General features: G+C 46.6%; 20 protein-coding genes. All 20 read right to left on the bottom strand.

Annotated features, from left to right (window positions below; genetic code table 11):
• Positions 1-342: 342 nt before the first annotated feature.
• Positions 343-1,644 carry an RNA-guided endonuclease InsQ/TnpB family protein gene (locus BM101_RS08465; RefSeq protein ID WP_087033451.1) on the bottom strand — a complete coding sequence of 434 codons (1,302 nt, stop codon included), beginning with the start codon at positions 1,642-1,644 and terminating at the stop codon, positions 343-345.
• 15 nt (positions 1,645-1,659) lie between these two features.
• A complete protein-coding gene (gene tnpA / locus BM101_RS08460) occupies positions 1,660-2,070 on the bottom strand; it encodes an IS200/IS605 family transposase (RefSeq protein WP_409373500.1) in 411 nt (136 codons plus the stop codon).
• 480 nt (positions 2,071-2,550) lie between these two features.
• Positions 2,551-3,486 (bottom strand): aldo/keto reductase, encoded by a 936-nt coding sequence (locus BM101_RS08455; RefSeq protein WP_087033450.1) that lies wholly within the window; start codon positions 3,484-3,486, stop codon positions 2,551-2,553.
• A gap of 61 nt (positions 3,487-3,547) precedes the next feature.
• Positions 3,548-4,084: a hypothetical protein gene (locus BM101_RS08450; protein WP_087033449.1), complete on the bottom strand. Its 537-nt coding sequence runs from the start codon at positions 4,082-4,084 to the stop codon at positions 3,548-3,550.
• Positions 4,085-4,291: 207 nt separating this feature from the next.
• Complete coding sequence (gene scfB / locus BM101_RS08445) at positions 4,292-5,698, bottom strand: thioether cross-link-forming SCIFF peptide maturase (RefSeq protein ID WP_087033448.1); 1,407 nt, start codon at positions 5,696-5,698, stop codon at positions 4,292-4,294.
• Positions 5,699-5,780: 82 nt separating this feature from the next.
• Positions 5,781-5,945 (bottom strand): six-cysteine ranthipeptide SCIFF, encoded by a 165-nt coding sequence (gene scfA / locus BM101_RS08440; protein WP_245825769.1) that lies wholly within the window; start codon positions 5,943-5,945, stop codon positions 5,781-5,783.
• 109 nt (positions 5,946-6,054) lie between these two features.
• Positions 6,055-7,524 carry an aminotransferase class I/II-fold pyridoxal phosphate-dependent enzyme gene (locus tag BM101_RS08435; RefSeq protein ID WP_179193095.1) on the bottom strand — a complete coding sequence of 490 codons (1,470 nt, stop codon included), beginning with the start codon at positions 7,522-7,524 and terminating at the stop codon, positions 6,055-6,057.
• Between the two features lie 127 nt (positions 7,525-7,651).
• Positions 7,652-7,852: a cold-shock protein gene (locus tag BM101_RS08430; RefSeq protein ID WP_087033445.1), complete on the bottom strand. Its 201-nt coding sequence runs from the start codon at positions 7,850-7,852 to the stop codon at positions 7,652-7,654.
• A gap of 262 nt (positions 7,853-8,114) precedes the next feature.
• Positions 8,115-8,813 carry a methyltransferase family protein gene (locus tag BM101_RS08425; protein ID WP_087033444.1) on the bottom strand — a complete coding sequence of 233 codons (699 nt, stop codon included), beginning with the start codon at positions 8,811-8,813 and terminating at the stop codon, positions 8,115-8,117.
• 39 nt (positions 8,814-8,852) lie between these two features.
• A complete protein-coding gene (gene metK / locus BM101_RS08420; protein WP_087033443.1) occupies positions 8,853-10,028 on the bottom strand; it encodes a methionine adenosyltransferase in 1,176 nt (391 codons plus the stop codon).
• Positions 10,029-10,055: 27 nt separating this feature from the next.
• Positions 10,056-10,673: a class III extradiol dioxygenase subunit B-like domain-containing protein gene (locus BM101_RS08415; protein WP_177194450.1), complete on the bottom strand. Its 618-nt coding sequence runs from the start codon at positions 10,671-10,673 to the stop codon at positions 10,056-10,058.
• Positions 10,674-10,687: 14 nt separating this feature from the next.
• Positions 10,688-11,560, bottom strand: a complete 873-nt coding sequence (amrS, locus tag BM101_RS08410) for an AmmeMemoRadiSam system radical SAM enzyme (protein ID WP_087033441.1) — start codon at positions 11,558-11,560, stop codon at positions 10,688-10,690.
• Between the two features lie 237 nt (positions 11,561-11,797).
• Positions 11,798-12,415 (bottom strand): Maf family protein, encoded by a 618-nt coding sequence (locus BM101_RS08405; RefSeq protein ID WP_087033440.1) that lies wholly within the window; start codon positions 12,413-12,415, stop codon positions 11,798-11,800.
• 152 nt (positions 12,416-12,567) lie between these two features.
• A complete protein-coding gene (locus BM101_RS08400; RefSeq protein ID WP_068561097.1) occupies positions 12,568-12,768 on the bottom strand; it encodes a cold-shock protein in 201 nt (66 codons plus the stop codon).
• Positions 12,769-13,459: 691 nt separating this feature from the next.
• Positions 13,460-16,999: a pyruvate:ferredoxin (flavodoxin) oxidoreductase gene (gene nifJ / locus BM101_RS08395; protein WP_087033439.1), complete on the bottom strand. Its 3,540-nt coding sequence runs from the start codon at positions 16,997-16,999 to the stop codon at positions 13,460-13,462.
• 352 nt (positions 17,000-17,351) lie between these two features.
• Positions 17,352-18,695: an APC family permease gene (locus BM101_RS08390; protein WP_087033438.1), complete on the bottom strand. Its 1,344-nt coding sequence runs from the start codon at positions 18,693-18,695 to the stop codon at positions 17,352-17,354.
• Between the two features lie 142 nt (positions 18,696-18,837).
• Positions 18,838-20,094: a hypothetical protein gene (locus tag BM101_RS08385; RefSeq protein WP_087033437.1), complete on the bottom strand. Its 1,257-nt coding sequence runs from the start codon at positions 20,092-20,094 to the stop codon at positions 18,838-18,840.
• Positions 20,095-20,354: 260 nt separating this feature from the next.
• A complete protein-coding gene (locus tag BM101_RS08380) occupies positions 20,355-21,557 on the bottom strand; it encodes a polymer-forming cytoskeletal protein (RefSeq protein WP_087033436.1) in 1,203 nt (400 codons plus the stop codon).
• Between the two features lie 262 nt (positions 21,558-21,819).
• Complete coding sequence (locus BM101_RS08375; protein ID WP_087033435.1) at positions 21,820-22,449, bottom strand: DUF47 domain-containing protein; 630 nt, start codon at positions 22,447-22,449, stop codon at positions 21,820-21,822.
• A gap of 12 nt (positions 22,450-22,461) precedes the next feature.
• Positions 22,462-23,514: an inorganic phosphate transporter gene (locus tag BM101_RS08370; RefSeq protein WP_087033434.1), complete on the bottom strand. Its 1,053-nt coding sequence runs from the start codon at positions 23,512-23,514 to the stop codon at positions 22,462-22,464.
• Positions 23,515-24,213: the final 699 nt, after the last annotated feature.

The following is a 24,213-nucleotide window of genomic DNA, read 5'->3' as shown; positions in this document are numbered from 1 at the left end:
GGACCAACCGTTGTTGTCTATCAGGTAAAACGGTGCGACAAATGAACAGAATCCACAGCGCCCTCATTAGACAAAAAAGAATGAACCCTTTATGTGTGGGCTCATTCATAAATGATGAGCTCTTCGTCAACGGAAAGAGTGCTCTACTTGTGAAAGTTAGAATCCTGGGGTCAACAACCCATGACTTTCACCCACGGTGAACTTTTCTCCTAGAAGGAAGTCATAGACTTGTGAGCCTCTTTCGAGGCTCTGGTTTATATACAGCGGACTACGCATCCAGTGACACGCCCTTTAATCCTAGCGAGAGGAACTGTCAGGTACCAAGCAAACCTGTTTCTATGATTAAGCAGCCACCAATAGTGGTGCCAACAATACTTCATCAATCCAGCGGATACCATAATTGCGTAGGTTCAGCCCAGCGTTATGGTCTCTGTCGTGCCATTCATGACAATGATCACACGTCCAATCACGCGTGGAAATATCGCCCTTGAGGGCTGTATTTTTCACGCCACAATCAGAACAGATTTGTGTTGAAGCGAAGGTTTTCGGTGCTTTCACAAAATATTTCCCTTGTTGTTCAAGTTTGTACTTGAGATACAGGCGGAAGTTACCGAACCCATTATCTTGTTGATTTTTCGCCAACTTCAAGGTTTGTCCGATTGCACGAAGGTCAAGGTCTTCCACCACAACCATATCATAACGATTTGCGAGGGCATAGGCCTTCTTGTGGAGCCAGTCTTTCCGTTGGTTCACAACTTTCGTATTGAGTTTCGCTACTACCAAACGTTGACGTTCCCATCGTTTAGAACCTTGTACCATGCGTGATAGTTTACGCTGTTCTTTTGCCAGGCACTCTTCCATAACGAGATAGTAGTGTGGATAATTGGCTTTCTTACCTTCACTATCTACGAAGAAATTGGCTTGTGAGTAATCTAGTCCAAGAATACGTTCAACAGCAGGGATCCCAATGCTTTCGACTTCCATTTCAAATTCAACAGTGATGGATACTTCGAACTTCCCTTGAGCATTCGTCATTACCGTAACATGCTTGATACGACTGCCATTTGGTAATGGCCGATGTGTATTCAATTTGATGGTTACTTCGGATAACTTACTCTTTCGGGCAGTTGGAAGATGGAGAACTTTGTTCTCATCAATAAAGATATTGTCATGTTGGTTGAATGTAGTATAGCTTAGCTTACTGTTCTTACGAGAGTGGAATTTCGGCATTCCCTTAAGGTCGCGGAAAGTAGGCTCGATTCCAAGAGTTTTCTGACGTTTCAGTGCAGACTTCTTGAATTGTCCTTTGAACGCGTTTTTGTCGAATGCGGATATTGCTTTCTTGAAATGCTGTTTCGCTTCGTTCGAAGCGAATGCATCCACTTCGTAAAGGTATTTGTTACCTTCCTCATTCATACGCGTTTGCTTGAATTCTTTGACTGTCGGCATACCCATTTCTTTGAACGTGGGTAGTTTGTCACCGATGGTGTAGCCATTCTTTTCAAGATACTCATATAAGTGAGCGGTATGAAGGTTGTACATCAAGCGGTTTGCACCAAAACATTGATGGAAGTAGCTTTCTGCTTCATCAGATGTTGGTGTTCCACTATACACATAACCACGATTGACTGTTTCTACTGACATTGGTTTCACCTCCTGTCATTTTTGTCGTTGGCTCTGGATGTATTCCCGTACCTGTTCCTCAGTATTTTCGCTGAGTGTCGCAATGAAATAGCTAGGATTCCACATGTGTCCACCCCAAAAGTATTGCTTTATTTCGGGGTGCTGTTTGAACAGTCGTCTTGCTGATTGACCTTTGAGCGTTGTAACTACCGATGGTATATAGTGTTGCGGTTTCATTGAAATGAGAAGGTGGATATGGTCTTTATCCGTTTCCATTTCTTCCACTTTAATCTCTTGTGCAGCACAGATGTCTCGCACGATTTGTTTGAGTGATTGCTCTACTTGATTTACTAGAACTTTACGCCTGTACTTTACACACCAAACCAAATGGAACTGCAAGGAATAGATATACCCTCGACCCTGTTTGACTTCTGCTAAAGCTATCACATCACAAGAATATTATACGAAAATACGTTCGCCTTTTCAAATCATACGTTATTATTTAAGCTCTATTAAATCAAGGTTAATAATGAAAGTCAGAAAGTCATAAGTCGGACTATGAGGTGCCAGTGGCACCCCTAATCCCGAACGGCGATCCATCTCACGACTAAAGTCACGAGGGTTCTCACCTAACTCCTAAAGAATCGAATAAAAGAGAGTTCATAGCATAATGTTTCGTATGATGGCACATTGTTTTGCTTGCTCTAATTTCACTCGCTCCCCTTCTATTTGTTAGAATATGATGTTATTCTATGCTTGCTCCTAATGATTGTCAAACCATTTTTTCATTATTTTATAATAAAAATGTTATTAAATCCTTTCACCTCATCATCCGAGTTCAAAAAAAACACTATTTTTATTCAATATATTGAAAAAAGCGGGCACATTTTGATAGTGCCCGCCTTGTTGTTCATGCTATTTTTTTAATTAGAACGATGAAGGAAATGCTTTGTTGATCAGTTGGATGTCCTCTTCTTCCAGGCGGATTTTTCCTGCCTCCAGATTCTCCAGCACTTGCTTGCGGTTCCGCGCACCAGGGATAACGGCGTCAATGACGTCCTTGCTTAGATAATAAGCCAAAACGATATTTTGCAGGCCTGTTTGGTGTTTTTCCGCTAACGGACGGATTTGGTCGACCCGTTTCAAGATGTCCTTGTAGGTATCGCCCTGGAATTGCGGACGTGCCGACTGCTTCTCCGTCAACGTGCTATTCTCATTGTAGTGTCCCGCCAGTAAGCCTGAAGCGAACGGGAAATAAGGGATAAAGGAAATGCCCTGCTCCCTGAAGTAGGGGAAAAATTTGTTTTCAGCCGATTGATTCAACAAGTTGAATTCATCTTGGACGACATCGATGTATCCATCCGCATTCCCTTCCTTCAGTTGCTCCAAACTGAAATTCGAAACGCCGATTGCCCGGATCTTCCCTTGCTCTTTCAGTCTTTGCAAAGCGCCGACAGCCTCCGCCTTTGGTGTTTTCTCATCCGGAAAATGGATATAGTAGAGATCGATATAATCCGTCTGCAAACGGCGCAGGCTGTTCTCGACCTGTTCTTGTAAAAAGCCTGGCGAATTATTGAGAACGATCCCCTTATCCGTCAACTGATGCGCCCCTTTTGTGGCAATGACGACTTTATCCCTCAAGCTGTGTTCTTTCAAGGTCTTGCCGATGATCGTTTCGGAAGTGCCCTGTCCGTATAGGAACGCCGTATCCACAAAATTCAAGCCCTTTTCGATCGCGCCCAGCAGCACATCGCCGCCATATTCTGTGTTCGTTTCCGGATCAGCTTCCGCAATTTTATTCGCGCCCAGCCCGATCGGATAAACCGACAATCCCGTTCTTCCCAACTTTACCAACTCAGTCATATTCGCTTTCCACCCTTCAACTAAATTATTTGACCCTAACTTCACAGGTGAACTTCATCTGTTATTGCGCCGGGAAATCGACATATGCCCCTGTTACGACGTCCATTTCCTGAAGGCTGGCGGTCGCATCATTGTATCGATAGAAACCCAGGGAACTTGCGACATCTTTGCCGTTCTCACGCACATTTATGGCAACTGTATCTCCTTCGATCGCCTCAACGATGAACAGATAGTTTTCATTTTCCACATAACCGGTCAATTCCGTAATCTTTTGTTTAGCCCGCTCAACCAAAGCAGCCTCATCTGTTACAGGTGCTGTTTGAACTGAAACTGCCGCTTCAGAGGCCGTACTTTCTGATGGTTTGACGGCATCCTTGCTGGCTTGGGAAGATGCTGTCCCACTCTGAACGACTGAAGCAACCGCTTTGCTGCTTACCGCAGCCTCGCTGGCGGGCGCTTTGCTTACGGATGATCCGCTTACGGACGATTCCTGCACCGCACTGGAACTGTTGGCTGAATCTGTCCCCGGATTTTGACAAGCAACAAGTAGCATGGCAGATGATGCCAATAAGAATGCAGATAAATCTTTTCTCCTCATATTTCCCCTTCTTTCAAAAAATGTACTTGCTTACATTGTAACCTTTTCTCAAAAAAAATGCTTTCATTTTAATCGTTAGCAAGGTCCTTCCTGCAATTTTTTAAAACCGACAACACCATCCAAAGATAAGGATGCTTCCCTCATTCGAGCTGATTGCAAAAAAGCAGCATCAAATCCGTGTTAGGGTTCGATGCTGCTTATTGGATTCTATTCGGTCACAGCTTGTTCTTCTGCTTCCATTTCTCTGATGGATTGGGCTACCTTCACCATCATGGAGCATTCTATTCTTTTCTTGAAGATATCACAACTGAATCCATACGTTCCGTTGATGGAACCCGTAGCGTGAAGCGAGTTGGCCGGGCAGCCGCCGCTGCAATACATTTTAGCCCAGCAATTTTCACACTCCGGTTTGGAGTAGCAGTTGCTCTGCTTGAATTGGCATTGAACATCCTTCTGTGTGATGCCGTCCCAGATGTTACCCAAGCTGAATTCTTCATCCCCGACGAATTGATGACAGGGGAAGATTTCGCCCCACGGTGTAACGGCGATATACTCCGTTCCTGATCCGCAACCGGAAATCCGTTTTTGCACACATGGTCCTTCTGAAAGATCCAGCATATAATGGTAGAAAGTAAAGCCGTTGCCCTCTTCATCCCGTTTGAGCATTTCATCGGCAAGGATTTCGTATTGTCTGTAGATTTCGGGAAGATCCTCCTCAGTGAGCGCATACGGCTCGCTCGGATCGCAGATAACGGGTTCCATTGAAAGCTTGTCGAAGCCGATGTCCGCCATGTGGAAGATATCGTTGGTGAAATCGACATTGTTATGCGTGTAGGTCCCGCGCATATAATATTCCTTGTCACCGCGTTTATCGACGAAATCTTGGAACTTCGGCACAATGTGATCGTAGCTGCCTATTCCGGCCACCGTTTTGCGGAGATGGTCATGCACTTCTTTGCGGCCATCCAGGCTCAAAACGACGTTGTACATTTCTTTGTTGCAGAATTCGGTGACTTCGTCGTTCAACAGCATCCCGTTCGTCGTAAGCGTGAAACGGAATTTTTTATTGGTTTCTTCTTCCAGACTTCTGGCATAAGCAACGACTTTTTTGATGACGCGCCAGTCCATCAGCGGTTCTCCCCCGAAAAAGTCGACATCGAGATTGCGGTGGTAACCCGAGCTTTCGATCAAAAAGTCAATCGCTCTCTTTCCGACTTCGAATTTCATGATGGCACGGTCGCCTTTGTATTTCCCTTGGCTTGCGAAACAGTATTCGCAGGAAAGGTTGCACGTGTGCGCCACGTTGAGGCAGAGCGCCTTGATGTAGGTCTGGCGCTTCGTCAAATCGATGGAAAGCTCCTTGTAGGCGTCCTCCGTGAAGAGTTCTCCGCTGTTTTTCAATTCTTCCACGTCCGCGATTGTTTCGCGGATCTCTGCTTCATTGATTTCCGGATCGTTCGCATAGGCTTCCAGCATCTGCGCCACAATTTCTTCGGTCGGAATTTGTTCATAGAGGGCAATGATGTCAAAAGCCAAGTCATCGACGACATGTACAGCACCGCTATAAGTATCCATTACAATGTTATACCCTTTTAATTTATATTGATGGATCATTTACTAATCGATCTCCTTTTATCCATAAAAGGGCCGCCCAACGATAAAGCAATTGGGCGGTCTTTTTACTTTTTTCAGTTTATTACTTGTTTTTGTTTTCGCAAGATTGATTGGCAATCCCACAAGAAGTTTTACAAGCTGATTGGCATGATGTTTGGCATGCTCCACAGCCGCCGGTTTTTGCGCTTTCTTTCAGGTTACGCGTGTTCAATGTAACGATTCTTTTCAAAACAAACAACTCCTTCACTTACATATTAGAAGTAAATTGTCAAATGATTTGCTTCTTACTAACATTTTAGCAATAAACAGCCATTCCGTCAATCTATACTGACGGCGGCAATTCACCGTGTTTTTGGCTATATTTTTGGCGAAAGTTGGGCCGTTTCCGTCACAACGAGCAGCCCACCCGGAAGACAGCCGGAGTCGCTGTTTACGCGTATCCCCTGCAGATGAAGTCCCGCAATGGCCGTGATGATTTCCTCGGATATTCGTTCTCCCGGCGTGACGATAGGGATCCCTGGCGGATAGGCCCAGGCATATTCCGCGGCAATCCTTCCAATCGATTCATGAAGCGAGCAAACCGCTTTCTCCGATTGGAACGCTGCTTGGATGGAAAGGATGCGTTCCGGAATTCCCGGCAGCAAAGCGCCCGTATTCTCGGCAGACTCTTCGAGTGTTTGATCGATTTCCAAAAGGCCCTCCGCCAAGGCGCAAAAGGAATCCTCCGTGTCGCAGACACTCGTGATTGCGAGGGCATAGCCGCTGTATGCCATCTCCAATTCGATGTGGTGTTTTTCCCGAAGCATTCCCATCAGCTCATTGCCGGTGATGCTGGTCCCTTTTGTGGAAATCACGATTTTCCCGGAATCAAAATCGTGGAAGCTTTTGTGTTTCGCTTTGTCATCGTTGCCGTGGCAAAGGATCCTCAGCTTTTTCAATGCCTTCATCTTTTCCGAAAATGCGGCAAGGTGGCGCATGTATTGTCCGAAAAGCTCGTCCGTCCGCTCCGTCATCAGGCGGATGCATTGCTCGATGGACGCCATCAGGATGTAGGACGGCGAACTCGTTTCAAAGATGGCGAGTTGCCGCGCCATCTCCTGCTCGCTCACAAGTTCCCCACAGACATGGGCCAGTGCGGTCGCCGTCAGCGAAGGCAAGGTTTTATGCAGACTCTGGATGACGATATCCGCCCCGAGCGTGACCGCGCTCTCAGGGAATGCTTCAGAATAGTTGAAATGCGCGCCATGCGCCTCATCCACCAGCAAAGGGATGTTGCTCGCATGGCAAAGCGCCGCGATGGATCGAATGTCGCTGACCACACCCTCATAGGTAGGCGAAGTCAAAACGACCAGCTTGATATCCGGATTCTCATCCAGCCTTTTTTTGACCAAATCCGGGTCGATGCCACCATAGAGTTTGAAATCCTCCTCAAGTTCGGGCAATAAATAGATTGGTTCCAGATCCATCAGTTCGACGGCGTTGTAAACCGCTTTGTGGCAATTCCGCGACACCAGGATCTTATCCCTCGGCTTTGTCGCTGCGCGAATCCCGGCAAGAATCCCGCAGGTGCTCCCATTGACGAGGAAGAAGGTCTGCTTTGTTCCATAAAAAGCGGCAAAGCTGTTCATATATTCTTTCAGTATCCCCGCGGCGCCATGCAGATTGTCGAAGCCCTCAATCTCCGTAATGTCCAGCTTGTACGGCAGACTATCTCCGAGCAGTTCCGTGTTTCTCTTATGGCCAGGCATGTGCATCGGAATCATGTCCGTTTCGGCATAAACCTGCAATCGTTGCAGCAAAGATGGATACGCATTTTTTTCTTTCATCGTTTTTTCCTTTTCCTCTATCATATTGGCTTTTATTTATTATACCAGACGCATTCTTGCGGTAGGACAAAAAAAGGACCTAACCCGAAAGTTAAGTCCTTTATAAGTTTAAATTTAGTTTTTAAAATTAAGCTTTTTGAACGTTTGATGCTTGAGGTCCACGGTTACCTTCTTCAACGTCGAAAGTTACTGCTTGTCCTTCTTCTAAAGATTTGAAACCTTCAGATTGGATAGCTGAGAAATGTACGAATACATCGTCTCCGTTTTCGCGTTCGATGAAACCAAAACCTTTTTCTGCATTAAACCATTTAACTGTACCTTTTTCCATAATTAAATTCCTCCTCGTGCGTTTCGCACATATCATACATTATTGCTAACGTTACGGATTGGAATGTCTCTTAAACAATTCTTTTCTTTCACTCACTAACAAAATGTTAAACTTATTGTATCATGGGTAAACCAAATATGCAACCCTTAACAACTAGAAAATTATAAATCCGCTTCCGGACAACAGGATTAGGGGAGCGGATTCTTTTTCCAGAGATTATCCTTTTCTTCAGATAAAAATATTCTTAGCAACCACGTCCTGATCACCACACATAGGGGATCAACCGGTATTTCACTTTTTCTGTGTACTCCTTGTATCCGGCAAGTCCAGCCTTCAGCACTTCTTCCTCGTTCTTGATCCTTGCGATTATTTCGGCGCAAGCCACAGCCATCGGGATCAATGCATAATAGGATCCAAGCAACAAAGGTATGGCCAGATACAAGAGGATCGATCCCAGGTACATTGGATGCCTCACAATCGAATAGAGCCCGGTATCGATCAATTTTTGCCCTTCCTGGATCTCGACAACCCGGGAAGCGTAACTGTTCTGCGCCATCACTACAATAACCATCGCATAGGAAACTTCAAATAAGAGCAAGCTTGCCATGATCAACCAAAAAGGGACATCCGACCAGTGATAGCGATAATCTATGCCCGGCATGATTATCGCTATCATCATGAACAACGATGCCACCTTCACGATTGTACGCTGCTTCTTTTGCGGCTCCTTCAGCCTCATCCGTTTAGCGAGCAACTCGGGGTCCTCCTTCAACAGATAATACAATGTCCCGGACATCGGGATGACCAGCGCAACCAGAAATAGCCAGCCGTTCCAATATCCCAGCGTACCGGCCGTCAGAAACAGAACGGCCCCGATTACGACAATCCCATTAAAAAATCGGGTCAAAACCAACCTGAGCAACGCCTTCCTATCCATTCCGTCATTCGGTTTACTACTCATGCCTGCACCTCCTCAGAAACTTCCGCACTCATCCAGATATCAACGCATCTTTAAAGCCTCCGCTTTGTCGGTCCTTTCCCAAGGTAGGTCCAGATCCGGCCTTCCGAAATGGCCATAGCAGGCGACCTGCTGATAAATCGGTCTCCTCAAATCAAAATCCCTTATGATTGCTGACGGCCGCAGATCGAAGTTCCTCGCTATCAGACCTTCTATTTCCTGATCGTCCATCTTGCCGGTTCCGAACGTGTCGACCATGATGGATACCGGGTGGGACATACCGATGACATAGGCAAGCTGCACTTCGCACTTATCCGCCAAACCGGCCGCCACGATATTTTTGGCGACATATCTGGCGGCATAGGTAGCGGAACGATCGACCTTGGTCGGGTCCTTCCCCGAGAAGGAGCCGCCGCCATGTCTGGCGTATCCGCCGTAGGTATCGACGATGATTTTTTTGCCGGTCCAGCCCGAATCCCCGGCCGGTCCACCTACGACAAATCTTCCGGTTGCATTTACATAGTATTTTGTCCGCTCATCCAGCATTCCTTCCGGAAGGACCGTTTTAATGGCCTTTTCGATCACATCGCGCCTGATCTGCTCATGGGTCGCCGATTCGTCATGCTGACAGGCGACGACGACCGCTTCGATGCGGACGGGCCGATCGCCGAAATATTCCACCGTCACCTGCGTTTTCCCGTCCGGCCGCAAATAAGGGATGGCCCCTGATTTGCGCAACTCCGCCATTTTTTTTGCCAACTTATGCGCCAAAGTGATCGGCAGCGGCATCAGCTCCGGCGTCTCGTTGCAGGCATACCCGAACAGAATCCCCTGATCGCCGGCGCCAAGCCGATCCATTTCATCTCCTGATCCCTGCTTGTATTCCAACGAGGCGTCCACACCCCCGGCAATGTCCGGGGACTGCTTGTCGATTGCCGTAAGGACCGAACAGGATCCCCCATCCATGCCGAACGCGGTATCCGTATAGCCGATTTCCCGGATGATCTTTCTGGCGATTACAGGGATGTCGATTGCGCAGGAAGTGGTGATTTGTCCATAAATCATGATCAAGCCCGTGCTGGCAGAAACGTCGCAGGCCACACGGCTTAAAGGGTCTTTTGTCAAGATGGCATCCAAAATGCCGTCCGCTACTTGATCACAGATTTTATCCGGATGACCTTCCATAACCGATTCAGAAGTAAAAAAATATTTTCCCATTCCATTTTCCCCCTAACCGCCACCTGATCATTGCCGCAAAGCGAAAGTGGCTACCATATAGCCGACACCGAAAGGTCCTTCATAGGACAACACCTCTGTCGCATAGTCTCTGCCTTCAAACACGCCGAACAAAAACAGGATGGACCGTAAGCCGCATTCCGCGCCATTCTCCAGGAAAGAAGGATCGAGATGCAACAAGCTCTCCGCATCCCTTTCGCGTACCGCCTTGACGATCAGTTTATCCAGCATCGGTCCCGCTGGATGATAGCCGTAGGGCCCATCCGTTTTTAATACATGCGACAGATCTCCCGAAGCTATGACGGCTGTCCGTTGATCTGTTTTTTCGATTTCTTTGCCGTACTTTTTCCCCAGCTCATAGTAGTATTCATAGGAAGGATTTGTGACCAGGATCTTTTCTACTTCGATAGCAGGGGACAACTCTTTTCCGAGATAATAGAGCGGCACTTCGTAGCCATATTCCGGGTGCGGCGAAATGATCACGATGCGTTCCGGTTTTGTAGCTGTCAATTTTTTTGCTGTTGCTTCCAAAGCTGCCGTTGTCTTTCTCACTTTTTCAATGTCCTTGCCGCCTATTTCAGGAATGATCAGGGGCGGATGCGGACTGACGACACCAAAAGTTAACATTGCCTTACCCCCTCCTAGACGTTGCCGATGTGCACATACCGCAATCCGGCCTTTTTCCCGATCTCTTCCGCCAACTTCAACGAATCCATGGACGTTATCGGAGCATCCATCATTTTCCATCCCGGGAAAAATCGGTTTACGTGCCACGGGACATCTTTGCCTACTTCATCGGCGATGAAATGGGCCATCTTTTCCAACTGTTCGGGACTGTCATTGACACCCGGTATGACCAGGGTCGTGACTTCGATATGCACGCCCGCTTTGTAGAGATATTTTATGGTCTCCATGACGGGCTGGACTTCGCCGCCGCAATACTTCACGTAAAACGCGTCATCCGGCCCCTTTAAATCAACGTTGGCGGCATCTAAATAGGGCGTGATGGCTTCCAATGTCTCCCTTGTCATATAGCCCGCCGTCTTCCAAACATTTTTCAACCCCTTTCCCCTGGCCAACTTCATCGTATCGAGGGCATACTCCACAAAAATGATGGGTTCCGTATACGTATAGGCAATCGAAGGCACCCCGGCTGCGAGAGCCCTTTTCACATGTTCTTCCGGCGTGATATCTTCGCCGATGATCGGTCGTTGCGGTTTCGGATTTTGCGAAATATCCCAGTTCTGGCACCAGAGGCATCTCAAATTACAGCCGACAGTGGCGAAGGAATAGATTTGCGTTCTCGGCAGAAAGTGAAAAAGCGGCTTTTTTTCGATTGGTTCGATGGCCACAGCCACCGCTTTCCCATAATTTAAAGCATACAGTATGCCTTGACGATTTTCCCGCACACCGCAAATGCCCCTCTTCCCATCCGCAATCGTGCACCGGTGCGGGCAAACGCCGCACTTCACTTTTCCGTCAGCCAATTTTTGGTATAACATGGCCTCTTTCATCGTGCCCCTCCTTTTTCCAATGCACAAACATCCGGTTCGATCGGCTTATCCAAGCTATTGAACTTCATCAAGACAACGCTTACATCTATATGTTACTGCATTTCCATTTAACAATCCACAAATAACCAAGAAAGCCAGGAATCGCGTAAAAGCGTGATTCCTGGCTTTCTTGGTTGAGAAACTGGTGAGTCTCTTTGATAAGTTACCTTTCCCGAATGCGGACCCTCCGAAACAGTTTTAGTCCTCTGCAGAAAGCATTCGCTGCATCGCCTTGTTGACGGAAGCGATCGGGAGACCCACGATATTATTGTAATCCCCTTCTATCCGCTCGACCCAAAGCCCGGCTTCCTCTTGGATACCGTATGCACCGGCTTTGTCCAGCGGGCTGCCGCTTGCGATGTAGGCCCTCACTTCCGCATCCATCTGTGCATCCCAATCAAAAAAATGAACTTTGGTCTCGACAGCAAAGGTTTCCTCCAGTTCGCCCCACTGGATACTTACGCCGGTAAGCACGGAATGTGTCCTTCCGGCCAAGGAGCGCAGCATATCATAGGCTTCATCTGCATCCATTGGCTTGCCTAATACGCGATTATCCAAAATGACGACGGTGTCCGCACCGATTACCATCGCTTTTGTCTGCAACCGGTGGATGACAGCAGCCTTTTCCCGTGCAAGTGTTTCCACCAGCTTTCTTGCCGTTTCGAAGAAATCTTCCTGCCCCGCTTCGGCAAGAATTCTTCGTTCAACTTCCTTCTCGTCGATCTCGGATACTTGAACAGTAAAATCCTTCACACATAAGGACAGCAGTTCTTTTCTCCTGGGGGACTGGCTTGCCAAAATGACTGGTGGGTACATATTTTTTTCTTCCCTTCTGTATATATGTTGAGCTAACTGCTTCATCTTCCCTTTGAAACTGGCCCCTGTGAGGCATGCCGTTCCCTGAACGAAAGAAAAAAGAACCCAACCCGAAAGTTAAGTCCTTATAAGTTTAAATTTAGTTGTTTAAATTAAGCTTTGTTAACGTTTGTAGCTTGAGGTCCACGGTTACCTTCTTCAACGCTGAAAGTTACTGCTTGGCCTTCTTCTAAAGATTTGAATCCTTCAGATTGGATAGCTGAGAAATGTACGAATACATCGTCTCCGCTTTCGCGTTCGATAAATCCAAAACCTTTGTCTGCGTTAAACCATTTTACTGTACCTTGTTCCATAATAAAATTCCTCCTCGTGCGTTTCGCACATATCTTACATTCTTGCTAACGTTACGGATTGGAATAGCTTTTAAACAATTCTTTTCTTTCACTAACAAAATGCTAAAGTCATTGTATCATGGATAATTCGAATAAGCAAGGGCAACCCCGTTGAAATATATTTTGCACCCTGAAACAGTCTGCTCGCTCAAAAAAAATCCCAGCGAAATTCCTTCCGCCAGGAGCTCTTTCTATTAATTGATGTCTAGCGATCCAAGCCTGCCTCAAGGAAGGGAGATGAAGGGTCCTCTTGTCTCTGCGAGCCAAGACATACTGTTCGACTTGTCATGGTTCTTGTCATCTCTGATGACTTAGAAACATGATACAACTGACCGGTACGGTCACGTTGATTCCACTGAATTTAGAAGTCTCTCAGCAATTGCGCTCTACGATGCTCATTTGCATGGTAGTCTTAAGAATTCATTCTTTAGACTACCCGTACAAGGCGACTGTAAGGAGCGTTGCCCCCTTCCAAATTTCCTAAATTGTCATGACTCTTGCGATTTCAATCGCTTAATCCTGTTATCAGACTATCCAAAATGTCTCGCAGTGAGGCCCTCTGATGTCGCACTGTGACATCAGAGTACTTGACCGTCAAGGTCACTGTGTTTCCTTAATCGAAGCAGAGCGGGCTTGTCTCGCTTTTCTTATATTAATCTGTGTAGGAAGCCATCCGTACGTATGATTGGTAACGGTCTTTGGCGGATTCCAAGCCATGGTCAAAAATGTTCTGAACATGCTCTGCATCGTAGAGATTATAGAGCGAAGAATACCGGACTTCTTCCATCAGGAAATCCTGGAATCGTTCAAATTGTGGCTCTTTTGAATCCAGTGTAAACGGATTTTTGCCTTTTGCTTTGTCTTCCGGATTGAAGCGATACAAATGCCAATAGCCGACATCCACTGCATCCTTTTCATGACTCTGTGAAACCGTCAGGCCGCACTTGATGCCATGATTGATGCACGGTGAATAGGCGATGACGATGGACGGACCATCATAAGCTTCCGCCTCGGAAAGGACCTTCAAGGTATGGCGAGGGTTTGCCCCCATCGCTATTTGCGCTACATAGACATAGCCGTAATTCATCATCATCATGCCCAGGTCTTTCTTCTTGACCGGTTTTCCGCCGGAAGCGAATTCCGCAATCGCACCGATGTTGGAAGACTTGGATACTTGTCCACCTGTGTTCGAATACACTTCCGTATCGAGCACAAGGATATTGATATCTTCTCCGCTCGCCAACACATGGTCGATGCCGCCGAAGTCGATATCGTAGGCCCAACCATCGCCACCGAACATCCAAGTGGAACGTTTCATCAGATAGTCTTTGTATTGCAGGATATCGCTGACCAAATTTTGTACGTTTTGGTCGGCTGTTTGCACAGCCTCCAATGCTTCGCTGAACGCCGCCGCCAGATTGCGGGCGCCGCGTTTTTCGTTGAATCCGTCGACCCAAGCCTGCGTAGGCACTCTCAAGTCTTCATCGATCTCTTGTTTCAATAATTGAAGCGCCAAGCCGAGCGTTCTTTCACGCAGTTGCTTGGTTGCATGATGCATCCCGAAGCCAAATTCGGCATTATCCTCCAAAAGCGAGTTAGCCCATGAAGGCCCAAAGCCCTTGTCATTGGTTGTGTAAGGCGCTGAAGGCGCCGATCCGCCATAGATGGACGTGCAGCCCGTCGCATTGGCGATCTGCATGCGGTCGCCAACCACTTGCGTCGCTAATTTGATGTAAGGTGTCTCGCCGCATCCGGCACAAGCACCGGAGAATTCAAACAAAGGTTGTTCGAACTGGCTGCCTTTCACCGTGTTCGTTCCTACAGGATTTTCCTTATGCGGCAAACGGATCATGTAATCCCAGTTTTCGTTTTCTTCCAAATGATCTTCGCGGTTCCGCATTTCGATCGCTTTTTTGCGCGCCGGACAGGTCAAGACGCAAATACCGCAGCCTGTGCAATCGGCCGCCGACACTTGGATACGATACTTGGAATCTTTATACGGACGCATCCCGTCGATAAATCCCATCCCTTCCGGAGCATTTGCGGCCTCTTCTTCCGTCACCAGGAACGGACGAATGGCTGCATGTGGGCAAACAAACGAGCATTGGTTGCATTGGATGCACTCTTCCGGATTCCAGATCGGAATCTGAACGGCGATTTCACGTTTCTCGAATTGCGTTGTTCCTTGCGGGAAGGTGCCATCGGCGCGATCCAAGAAGGCGCTGACCGGTAATTGATCCCCTTCCATGCGGTTCATCATATCAGCGATATTTTTGACGAAGTCAGGCTCATCCTTGATTGGCTGCGGTTCATCCTGAGCGTCTTTCCAATTTTCCGGAACTGCGATTTTCTGAACTCTTTCGACACCGGCCTCGATCGCTTTTTCGTTCATCAAGACGATTTTTTCGCCTTTATGTCCATACGATTTTTTGGCAGCGTCTTTCATATGCTGAACGGCTTCTTCCAAGGGGATGATCGGCAGAATCTTGAAGAAGGCCGCTTGGCAAATCGTGTTGATCCTTCCGCCCAAGCCGATCTCTTTGCCGGCGTTGATCGCATCGATGACATAGAAGTTGATGTCGTTATCCGCGATGTAGCGTTTCATTTTCGCAGGCAGACGCGAGTCCAAGTCTTCGACGGGCCAGTTTGTGTTCAACAGGAACGAGCCGCCGGGTTTCAATGTCTTCACCATATCGTACTTTTTGACGTACGCTTGGTTATGACAGGCAACGAAATCCGCTTGCTCAATCAAATAGGGTTCATGGATCTCTTCTTTACCGAAACGCAGATTCGAGATGGTCACCCCGCCCGATTTTTTCGAGTCATAGGAGAAATAGGCCTGCACGTGCAAATCGGTATGGTCGCCGATGATTTTGATCGAGTTTTTATTTGCCCCGACTGTTCCGTCTGAACCGAAGCCCCAGAATTGCGCCTCGAAGGTACCCTCTGGACGGACATCGATTTTCTCTTCGATCGCCAGCGACAGGTGCGTGACGTCATCGTTGATGCCGATCGTAAAGGGATGCTGCGGTTCTTCCTTATCCAAGTTTTTGAAGACGGCACGGATCTGGTTTGGTGTCGTATCTTTTGAGCCCAATCCGTAACGTCCCCCGATGATGCTCGGGCGATCCTTCACTTGATTGAATGCAGCCACGACATCCAGGAACAAAGGCTCTCCGATTGAACCGCATTCTTTGGTGCGGTCAAGGACGGCTATTTTTTTAACCGTTTCAGGCAATGCCTTCAAGAAATGCCCCATGCTGAATGGACGGTAGAGATGGACGTTCAATACGCCAACCTTTTCGCCATGGCTGTTCAGATAGTCCGCTACTTCACAAGCCGTATCATAGACGGAACCCATGCAAATGATCGCTTTGTCGGCATCCGGCGCCCCATAATAATTGAACAAATGGTAGTCGCGGCCCGTGAGCTCATTGATTTCTAGCATGTAATTTTCGACAATTTCCGGGATGGCATTGTAGTAGCTGTTGGAAGCTTCGCGTCCTTGGAAAAAGATGTCCGGATTCTGTGCCGAGCCGCGCATCGTCGGGTGGTTCGGGCTTAAACTGCGGTCCCGGAAAGCTTTCAAGGCATCGCGGTCAAGCAATTTTGCATAATCCTCATAGTCCTGCACTTCAATCTTTTGAATTTCATGGGAAGTGCGGAAGCCATCGAAGAAATGCATAAAAGGTATGCGCCCTTTGATGGCGGCTAAATGCGCCACTGCAGCCATATCCGTTGCCTCTTGGACACTGGCTGATGACAGCATCGCAAAACCGGTTTGTCTGCATGCCATCACGTCCGAATGGTCGCCGAAAATCGAAAGCGCATGGCTGCCGACCGCCCGGGCCGCAACATGGACAACCGCCGGCAATAACTCGCCCGCCATCTTATACATATCGGGAATCATCAACAACAACCCTTGCGAAGAGGTATAGGAACAAGCCAAAGCTCCCGCCTGCAAAGCCCCGTGCACCGTGCCGGCTGCCCCGGCTTCGGATTGCATCTGCGTGACTTTTACGGTTTGCCCGAATATATTGTTGCGTCCTTCTTGTGCCCAATGGTCAACCGCATCCGCCATGGGTGAAGAAGGCGTAATGGGATAGATACCTGAGACTTCCGTAAAAGCATAGGAAGTGTAGGCTGCTGCGGTATTTCCATCAACAGTCAAATATCTTTTTTCTTTTGACATAAAAAATTCCTTCTCTCAAATCATAAATTTTTCCAGTTTCATTAAGCCCGGAATGTAATTCCAAAAAAACAGCTTCAGCCCTGACCTTAGAAATGCACTACCAAAACTCGAGTGTATCTGCTCTTTTAAATCTCCACGAATCCTTCGCCAAATTCACCTTTTAACAGTATGCATAGGTGATTCACTCGTTCATTATATCAAAAAAGTAAGCGAATCGATAGAGCAATAGTTTCCTTTAAAGATCGTACCTGACAACAGTCGGTATATAAAAAAGACAGAACGGCAATAATGAGCTGTAGTCAGCCTCATTTGCTCTTCTGTCTTTTTCGGTACAAAGTTAGCGCCGATCGTTTCAATTTTTTCTTCTATCAAAGTAATAATAGAAACCCACTCCTAGGAGGGGCACACAAACCCCGATTAGCGAGGTAACGGGATCTTCTCTTAGTGTATTTACCGTCAGCCCAACAAATAAAGCCGTGATCATGACAACAGTGAAAGGATACCCCTTTACTTTATACGGCCTTTCCAGCTCCGGAAACTTTTTGCGGTACCGCAGCACCGCAAAGGTGGTCAATATATTGAACAGCATACTCGAAAAGACAACGAGTGCTATCAGTTGAGGCAATTCTTGGATGAATACGAGCACTACCGAAATGCCCGCTTGTGCCATGATGGCATAATGCGGCACAGCATATTTGGGATGCAATTTTTTGAAGCTGGCAAAGAAATGGCCTTCCATGCTCATTGCGTAATAATTTCTGGGGAAAGCTAAGATGCAGCCGTTCAGCGAACCCAATAGCGCGACGATCATCGTTAGCGACACAAGCCGGCCACCAAAATTCCCCATTGTTTTCATTGCCGCCGCTGTACCTAAATAGAAATCCCCCGCTTGTAACATCGTGTGAATTTCTTCATAAGAAAGCACGCGTAATATGGAATAGTTAAACAGTACATACAACAGCGTGATCGACCCAATCGAAATAATGATGGCTGCCGGCAAAGTGCGTTTGGGATTTTTCATTTCTTCGGCCAAACTGTTCAAATTCGCCCAGCCTTCATAGGCCCAAAGTGTCACGACGACAGCGACTGCTACCATGTTGATGATACTCCCTAGATCATACCCTGCTGTTCCAAAAGGGATGGACAAATCCGGCACATTTCCCCCCTTTATCAAACCGACCACCAAGATGAGTATGATCGGAATTATCTTCCCGATCATGGACAGGTTTTGAACAAGCGTCCCTAGTTCAGCTCCACGATAATTAACAATGCTCAGTCCTAGGATGGATAAAACCGCAACGCTTTTCATTCCAAAATCTCCGAACGGCACAATTTGTTGTATAACCGACGCTAAAACTAATGCCACCGCAGCGATGGAGCCTGGACCAGCCAACAGGAACAGATTAAACCCATACAAAAAACCGACGATCGGGCTGTATGCAGTGGACAGGTAGACTGTAATCCCCCCGGCTCTTGGATCACTTGCACCCAGCTCCGCATAGCATAGTCCGCACAACAGCGAAATAAGGCCACCGGCTATCCAAGCTAAAATCGCTAATCCAAAATTCATGTCCGTCCTGATCAATACATAGGAGCCCAGATAAAAAATACTCGAGCCCAGCATGATTCCACCGATAATGCTGATTCCATCAAAAATCCCGATTTCCTTTTTCAATCCGTTGTTTCCATTCGCCATTCTCCCCCCGCCTCAACTTTCCGCCATTACTTTCGAATAGCAGTTCCCTGCAAAACTAACCAGCAAGCCTACCGACTAGTTGCTTAAAAGGAGTACCGAAAAAGTGCGTTTTTATTTTGGGGTTTTCTGTTCAAGTGGGATTTCAATCCTTTCTATTGATATCCGGATCGAAATAATGCTTCCGTTTTACCCAGACGGGACCGTCACCTTTTGTGATCAACAGCACATCAACCGGCCCGCCGACCGTTTCCACCGACAAGGAAATCCTCCTTTTGAAGGCTGTCATATTCACAAGCGTTTCTGCCAGTGTGGCCAGTTCTTCTTTTGGCATTGAATCGATGATCATCAATACAGGTTCCGTATAGCGCTGTTTTTTCACGTCATCGAAGGCATCGAAGATCGATGCTTCAACATCTGATCTGATTTTATTGATCTCATCAATCTTGGATTTTTTAACAAGCTGCTTGGTCGACACTTCCTTTATGAAGGTGTCGAAACTGACTTTTAAAATCTCCGCTAAATCATCTTGGAGATCGGGAGATATCCCGTTTATGAGCAGATGGACCATATCCTGTTGCGCAAAAGGGACAATCGCCGATGAGCATTTCCCCTCTACGTCCTCATTGGAAACAACGGACATCACATTCAATCTTTTTTTGATGATCCTGTCGACAACACCGGCTATGTCAAATTGGTATAAACTGGGGAAGATTTCGTGCTCCCCAAAACCGGCTATGACTAGGCCCGTATAGATTTCAGGAAAATAGCTGTCGCTATAAAAATAATTCCTTATGATTTTATACAGACTCAACTTAATCTTGTTATATATGTCCGTCCCTAAAAAAATGGTGTCGAACAACTCTTGAAAAACAACGTCGATCTTAGAACCGTAGGCATCCGTGAATGCTTTCACCGTAATTTTCTTAGTGATGCTCTTTAGCTTTTCGCTTTCCTTTAATAATCCGGGTATTTTACTCTGAACGGCATTTTGATAATCTTCCAGATTAAATTTTTCGGACGTCATTTCATAGGTCGTGTTCTCCAATATGCTTTTTAAGCTTTCAGCATAACCCAATATCAATATTTCACTCTGAATGGGGGAATAGATTTCATCCATATTTGCCACATAATTGAAAAATTCCGTACAATAATCCTGGACCTCATCCAACGATTTATCGCCAATTTTATTTTTAAACCCTTTGACGATGATTTCCCAAGGGATGCCCATAAAATCGATGTTGCCAAAGATCATGATGCCAACGGAGTGATTTGATCCTAACGTAAAGATCTTGTTACCGGAATTGAATATTTTAAAGTTCTCGATATTCCCCATCGTCAAAGCCGAATCGGCGGCCAAAACCAGACCATTTGCATTCAACACACCAATTTCCGCAGTCATGAGTAATCTCACCTCGCTTATTCTGTAAATTGTAAATTGAAATCAGTTTTTCCAAATCAGCTGACCCCTATTCCCACTTCTCTTAAACCCAGAATAGCACAGCGGCAATGAAAGCAAGCATTGCTCGCGGGTTCGACTGAATCGTGAAAAATAAATTTCCCGGGTGAAAGATGTCTGAATATTTCATTTCAGACCTCTCTTTACCCGGATTTTCTATCTACAGTTATTTTCCGAAAAATTACAATCTCAAAGGAATATTTTTAAGGATTTGGAGGTGCCGGAGCGTTTTCAGTGGGCGCCTTGTAATGGGCAAGAATCAACGAACCCAATCCGGCCACGACCGTCAGCAATCCGACGATGAAATTCACAAATGGAATCATGTTTAAGAGAGCCAGGATGACAAGCCCCAACAGCACATACCAGACACCTTTGTGCAGTTCTGGCCATTTGAAGCGTTTCGCCAGCCATTGACCGATGAACACTGCGACAATGATCTTTGAAAGGTACATGGCCACCCAATAGACAACCCCCATCAGTATCCCTAATGGTATGCCGATGACGGTAATCATCGCCAGAATGATCAAAAGCGGCGTCACGACAAGCGTCAAGAAGCCGACACCCAAGGTCTTAAGCGGCAGCTCGGCAATCGGCCGGGCCGTATTTATCCAAAAATTCGGTCTCCATATCTTGACCAAGAACCAAATCAGCAATGTGCTTGCAACACCCCACAGAAAGCCCATCACCATTCTGAAAGGTCTGTTGGCTTCCATTTTGTTTTGTTTAGCGGTCATGGATTCGATTTTTTTCCAATCCGTCAGACCCTTGATTTGCGATCCGGTAGCAATGACGGCCTCGTTTGCGCTTGCGTACGAAAGTTTACCCTCGACCACCGCATTGTTCTGCAGTTTCAACTTATCGGCCTGCACATTGACGTCCCCGCCAACCAAACCGTCAACGACAATCTCCGATCCGCCGCCAAATAGTCCCCGACTAATCGTTCCCTCCTGCAGTATGCTGGCGCCAGCGGTAAAGAAGTCCCGCCCGATGATAGCATCTTTGCTGATTGTTATATTCTGTCCTGCTGCGAATACGTCCCCTTCGCTTTGGACGCCCAGTTCCAGATTCTGTCCTGCCACATAGATATTGCCTGTAACGGCTCCATTTATCGTTATGCTTTGAGCGGCGACAAACAGGTCTCCATTTATGTTTCCGTCGATCCGTACTTCCGAGCCGGAAGCAAATGTCGTCCCCTCGACAGTACCATCGATTACAATGCGATTGCCTGCAAAAAATCCGGCTCCGTTGATAGTTTCGCCCTTACCCAGAGTCTGCATACCCTGGACGCCATCAGAATCGTCGACTGCCAGCACCCTCGCCGCCGTTACGGTCACTGACAGAAGCAATAAAGTCATAAAAGCCAGAAACGCACCTTTAAGACGCCGCTTTTGTTGCACCCTTTTCATGGTGAAGCCTCCTCTTTATCCGCAAGTTCTTTGCAATTACCCCTGGATTCACTCGTTTTCTGCCCGCAGCATTTTTGGAATTGACTTGAGTCAACTACCTTTTTTGCAATTATCCTCGCTATGTCCATTTTACCACCTTAAATTTGTAAGCGTTAACCAAACCCATCGAACCGGCCCCAAACTGCTCCTTTTGTCATTCACACTATTGAGTGACAAAAAAAGCCATGAATCCATTTCCTGATCCATGACCCAAGCCTTTGTTTTATGAGTTTTTTAAGACAACTTCTTCGATAAGATTCGCTATGTCTTCAAAAGCGTCACAACATTTTTCGAATTTTTCGTAGATCTTTGTTAAGACAATGATACCGACCACGTCATCTGTTTCCTTGTATAATTCACGAACAGCGTGGATGTACAGCTTATCGCCCTCTTTTTCATGTTCATTGATCCGAATGATGATATCATGGATCAATTTCGACTTCTTGTAGTTTTTGAATTCTTTGAAAGCAAGATTGAGATCATGGGCACACTTCTCGACCAAATCCAGGAACGCCGCCATTTCCGGTGTGATATTCTCAAGATGATACATCTCGATCTGGATCAGGACGTCTTCAATCAGATCAACCGTATTGTCCAGACCGTTCGCCAAGGCAACAATATCTTCTCTGCCGATGGGTGGCAAAAAGTCGCTGTAAAGGTATGCAATCAAAGCATGTTTTTGGTGGTCGGCTTGATTTTCGATCACATGCATCTCATCCACTTTTGCGTTCAATTCATCGATGCGATAATCCGTTAAGGCTTCCTTTAAAAACTGCGCCGACTGGATCGTTAATTCTGAAACCTTGATAAATTCATCAAAATAATTTAGCGTATCCTTCTTTTTTTTTAACATATAGTTCCCCTCTTAAAAAATTCTCATGAAAACCCATGCCATCACATAACCAACGAGTCCACAGCCCGGAAAAGTCAACACCCACGCCCAGACCATTTCTTTTACAGTTGCCCAGTTCACGGAAGACAGACGGTTGCCTGCACCCACACCCATGATAGCCGTCGTTTTTGTATGGGTCGTACTTACCGGCAACCCCAGAAGCGAGGCAATCAGCAAGCAGACGGCACCGGCCAGATCTGCACTAAAACCTTGATAGGTTTCCAATTTGACCATATCCATACCGACCGTCTTAATGATTTTATAGCCGCCGATCGAAGTCCCAAGCGCCATGACAGCGGAACAGAGCACCATCAGCCAGACAGGAATGACAAAATGGGTTGCATCCGAGTTCCCTTGGCTCAAGAAGATGCCTAGCATGAAAATGCCCATGAATTTTTGTCCGTCTTGTGCGCCGTGCATAAATGCCATCGCTGCCCCGCCAACAATCTGCCCATTTTTAAAGAACGTTGTCGTGTTTTGCCGTTTCATGTTTCTACAAACAAATGTCACCGCTTTCACGATAAGGTAACCTGAACCAAACCCAAGCCCTGTGGAAAGCACCAGCCCATAAATGACTTTGATCCACTCGGAGCCATTGATACCACCAATCCCGCCTTGCAGGGCAATCGCTGCACCGGAAATGCCGGCAATCAACGCATGGCTCTCGCTGGTCGGAATCCCAAAATACCATGCCGCCGTCGCCCAAATCACAATCGCAAGGAGCGCAGCACACAGAGCGACAATGGAATCGCTTGAACTACCGCCGAAATCCACCATATTAGCAATCGTCTGCGCAACCGTTGCATTGACCATTGTCATGACGAATACGCCAAAAAAGTTGAAGATAGCTGCCATAATGATAGCATTCTCCGCCTTCATCGAGCGCGTGGACACGCACGTTGCAATGGCATTTGGAGCATCGGTCCAGCCATTCACCAATACTACCCCAAGCGTCAACACCACTATGATCAGCAACGGCGGATTGGATAGTATCATGTCTAAAAACTCGCTAAAAGTAATTGTCATACTGAAAACCACCACACCCTTTTCTGTCTTTGTGCAGAAACGAACGATTTTTTCTGAACCTGCAAGCCATACGGGCTCATTTTAGAATATAAAATAATATAATCCTTAGTTATATTGTGCACTTTTTTAAAAAAAATTCAAATAATATTTCCATCCGATACGATTCATCTTGAAAAAACTTCCTTGATCAACAAAAATCAAATATAGTTTATTTTGATTTTTCCATTCATCTCCACAAGGAGAATTTGCCGCTGTTCCTTATCGGTTTTCCCATTTCCGGCGTACTTCAACCTAATGCCCCAAATCCTGGTCTATATATTGATAATAAAGCCGGCAAGGGATATACTGAAAATAGAAAGCGCTTCATAATACGATCAACAGGGGTGAAAGTATATGGATACCGACAGTAGTGCGGGCATGGCCGATAATCTTCCAAGGACACAATTTCAGCATTTATTATTTTGTCAAAAACCAAATTGCACACCGATTGTCGCAGTACAGGCTAGCCTTTGTATTGGCGGGTCCATTTGTGCAGTCACCTAAATCAAAATAATAAAAATTGGATATTGTCGTCTGTGAACTACTCACGACTCAAGTCGCGAGCTTCCTACGAACTCCTTCCTTGCCTGCGTATGTCTTTACAGACAGAGGGAATGGATATGGGTAGGCTCAAAAGGCAGTCCCTGCCTCATTGTTTTT

The sequence above is a fragment of the Trichococcus palustris genome, assembly GCF_900114465.1.
Lineage (GTDB): Bacteria > Bacillota > Bacilli > Lactobacillales > Aerococcaceae > Trichococcus > Trichococcus palustris.
This window is presented reverse-complemented; position numbering and strand designations above follow the sequence as displayed.

Bases quoted from the DNA above. Each gene is read 5' to 3' on its own strand.
- BM101_RS08465 (WP_087033451.1), bottom strand. From the start codon at position 1,644: ATGTCAGTAGAAACAGTCAATCGTGGTTATGTGTATAGTGGAACACCA.
- BM101_RS08455 (WP_087033450.1), bottom strand. From the start codon at position 3,486: ATGACTGAGTTGGTAAAGTTGGGAAGAACGGGATTGTCGGTTTATCCG.
- BM101_RS08450 (WP_087033449.1), bottom strand. From the start codon at position 4,084: ATGAGGAGAAAAGATTTATCTGCATTCTTATTGGCATCATCTGCCATG.
- scfB (WP_087033448.1), bottom strand. From the start codon at position 5,698: ATGATCCATCAATATAAATTAAAAGGGTATAACATTGTAATGGATACT.
- BM101_RS08435 (WP_179193095.1), bottom strand. From the start codon at position 7,524: ATGAAAGAAAAAAATGCGTATCCATCTTTGCTGCAACGATTGCAGGTT.
- BM101_RS08430 (WP_087033445.1), bottom strand. From the start codon at position 7,852: ATGGAAAAAGGTACAGTTAAATGGTTTAATGCAGAAAAAGGTTTTGGT.
- BM101_RS08425 (WP_087033444.1), bottom strand. From the start codon at position 8,813: ATGAGTAGTAAACCGAATGACGGAATGGATAGGAAGGCGTTGCTCAGG.
- metK (WP_087033443.1), bottom strand. From the start codon at position 10,028: ATGGGAAAATATTTTTTTACTTCTGAATCGGTTATGGAAGGTCATCCG.
- BM101_RS08415 (WP_177194450.1), bottom strand. From the start codon at position 10,673: ATGTTAACTTTTGGTGTCGTCAGTCCGCATCCGCCCCTGATCATTCCT.
- amrS (WP_087033441.1), bottom strand. From the start codon at position 11,560: ATGAAAGAGGCCATGTTATACCAAAAATTGGCTGACGGAAAAGTGAAG.
- BM101_RS08405 (WP_087033440.1), bottom strand. From the start codon at position 12,415: ATGTACCCACCAGTCATTTTGGCAAGCCAGTCCCCCAGGAGAAAAGAA.
- BM101_RS08400 (WP_068561097.1), bottom strand. From the start codon at position 12,768: ATGGAACAAGGTACAGTAAAATGGTTTAACGCAGACAAAGGTTTTGGA.
- nifJ (WP_087033439.1), bottom strand. From the start codon at position 16,999: ATGTCAAAAGAAAAAAGATATTTGACTGTTGATGGAAATACCGCAGCA.
- BM101_RS08390 (WP_087033438.1), bottom strand. From the start codon at position 18,695: ATGGCGAATGGAAACAACGGATTGAAAAAGGAAATCGGGATTTTTGAT.
- BM101_RS08385 (WP_087033437.1), bottom strand. From the start codon at position 20,094: ATGACTGCGGAAATTGGTGTGTTGAATGCAAATGGTCTGGTTTTGGCC.
- BM101_RS08380 (WP_087033436.1), bottom strand. From the start codon at position 21,557: ATGAAAAGGGTGCAACAAAAGCGGCGTCTTAAAGGTGCGTTTCTGGCT.
- BM101_RS08375 (WP_087033435.1), bottom strand. From the start codon at position 22,449: ATGTTAAAAAAAAAGAAGGATACGCTAAATTATTTTGATGAATTTATC.
- BM101_RS08370 (WP_087033434.1), bottom strand. From the start codon at position 23,514: ATGACAATTACTTTTAGCGAGTTTTTAGACATGATACTATCCAATCCG.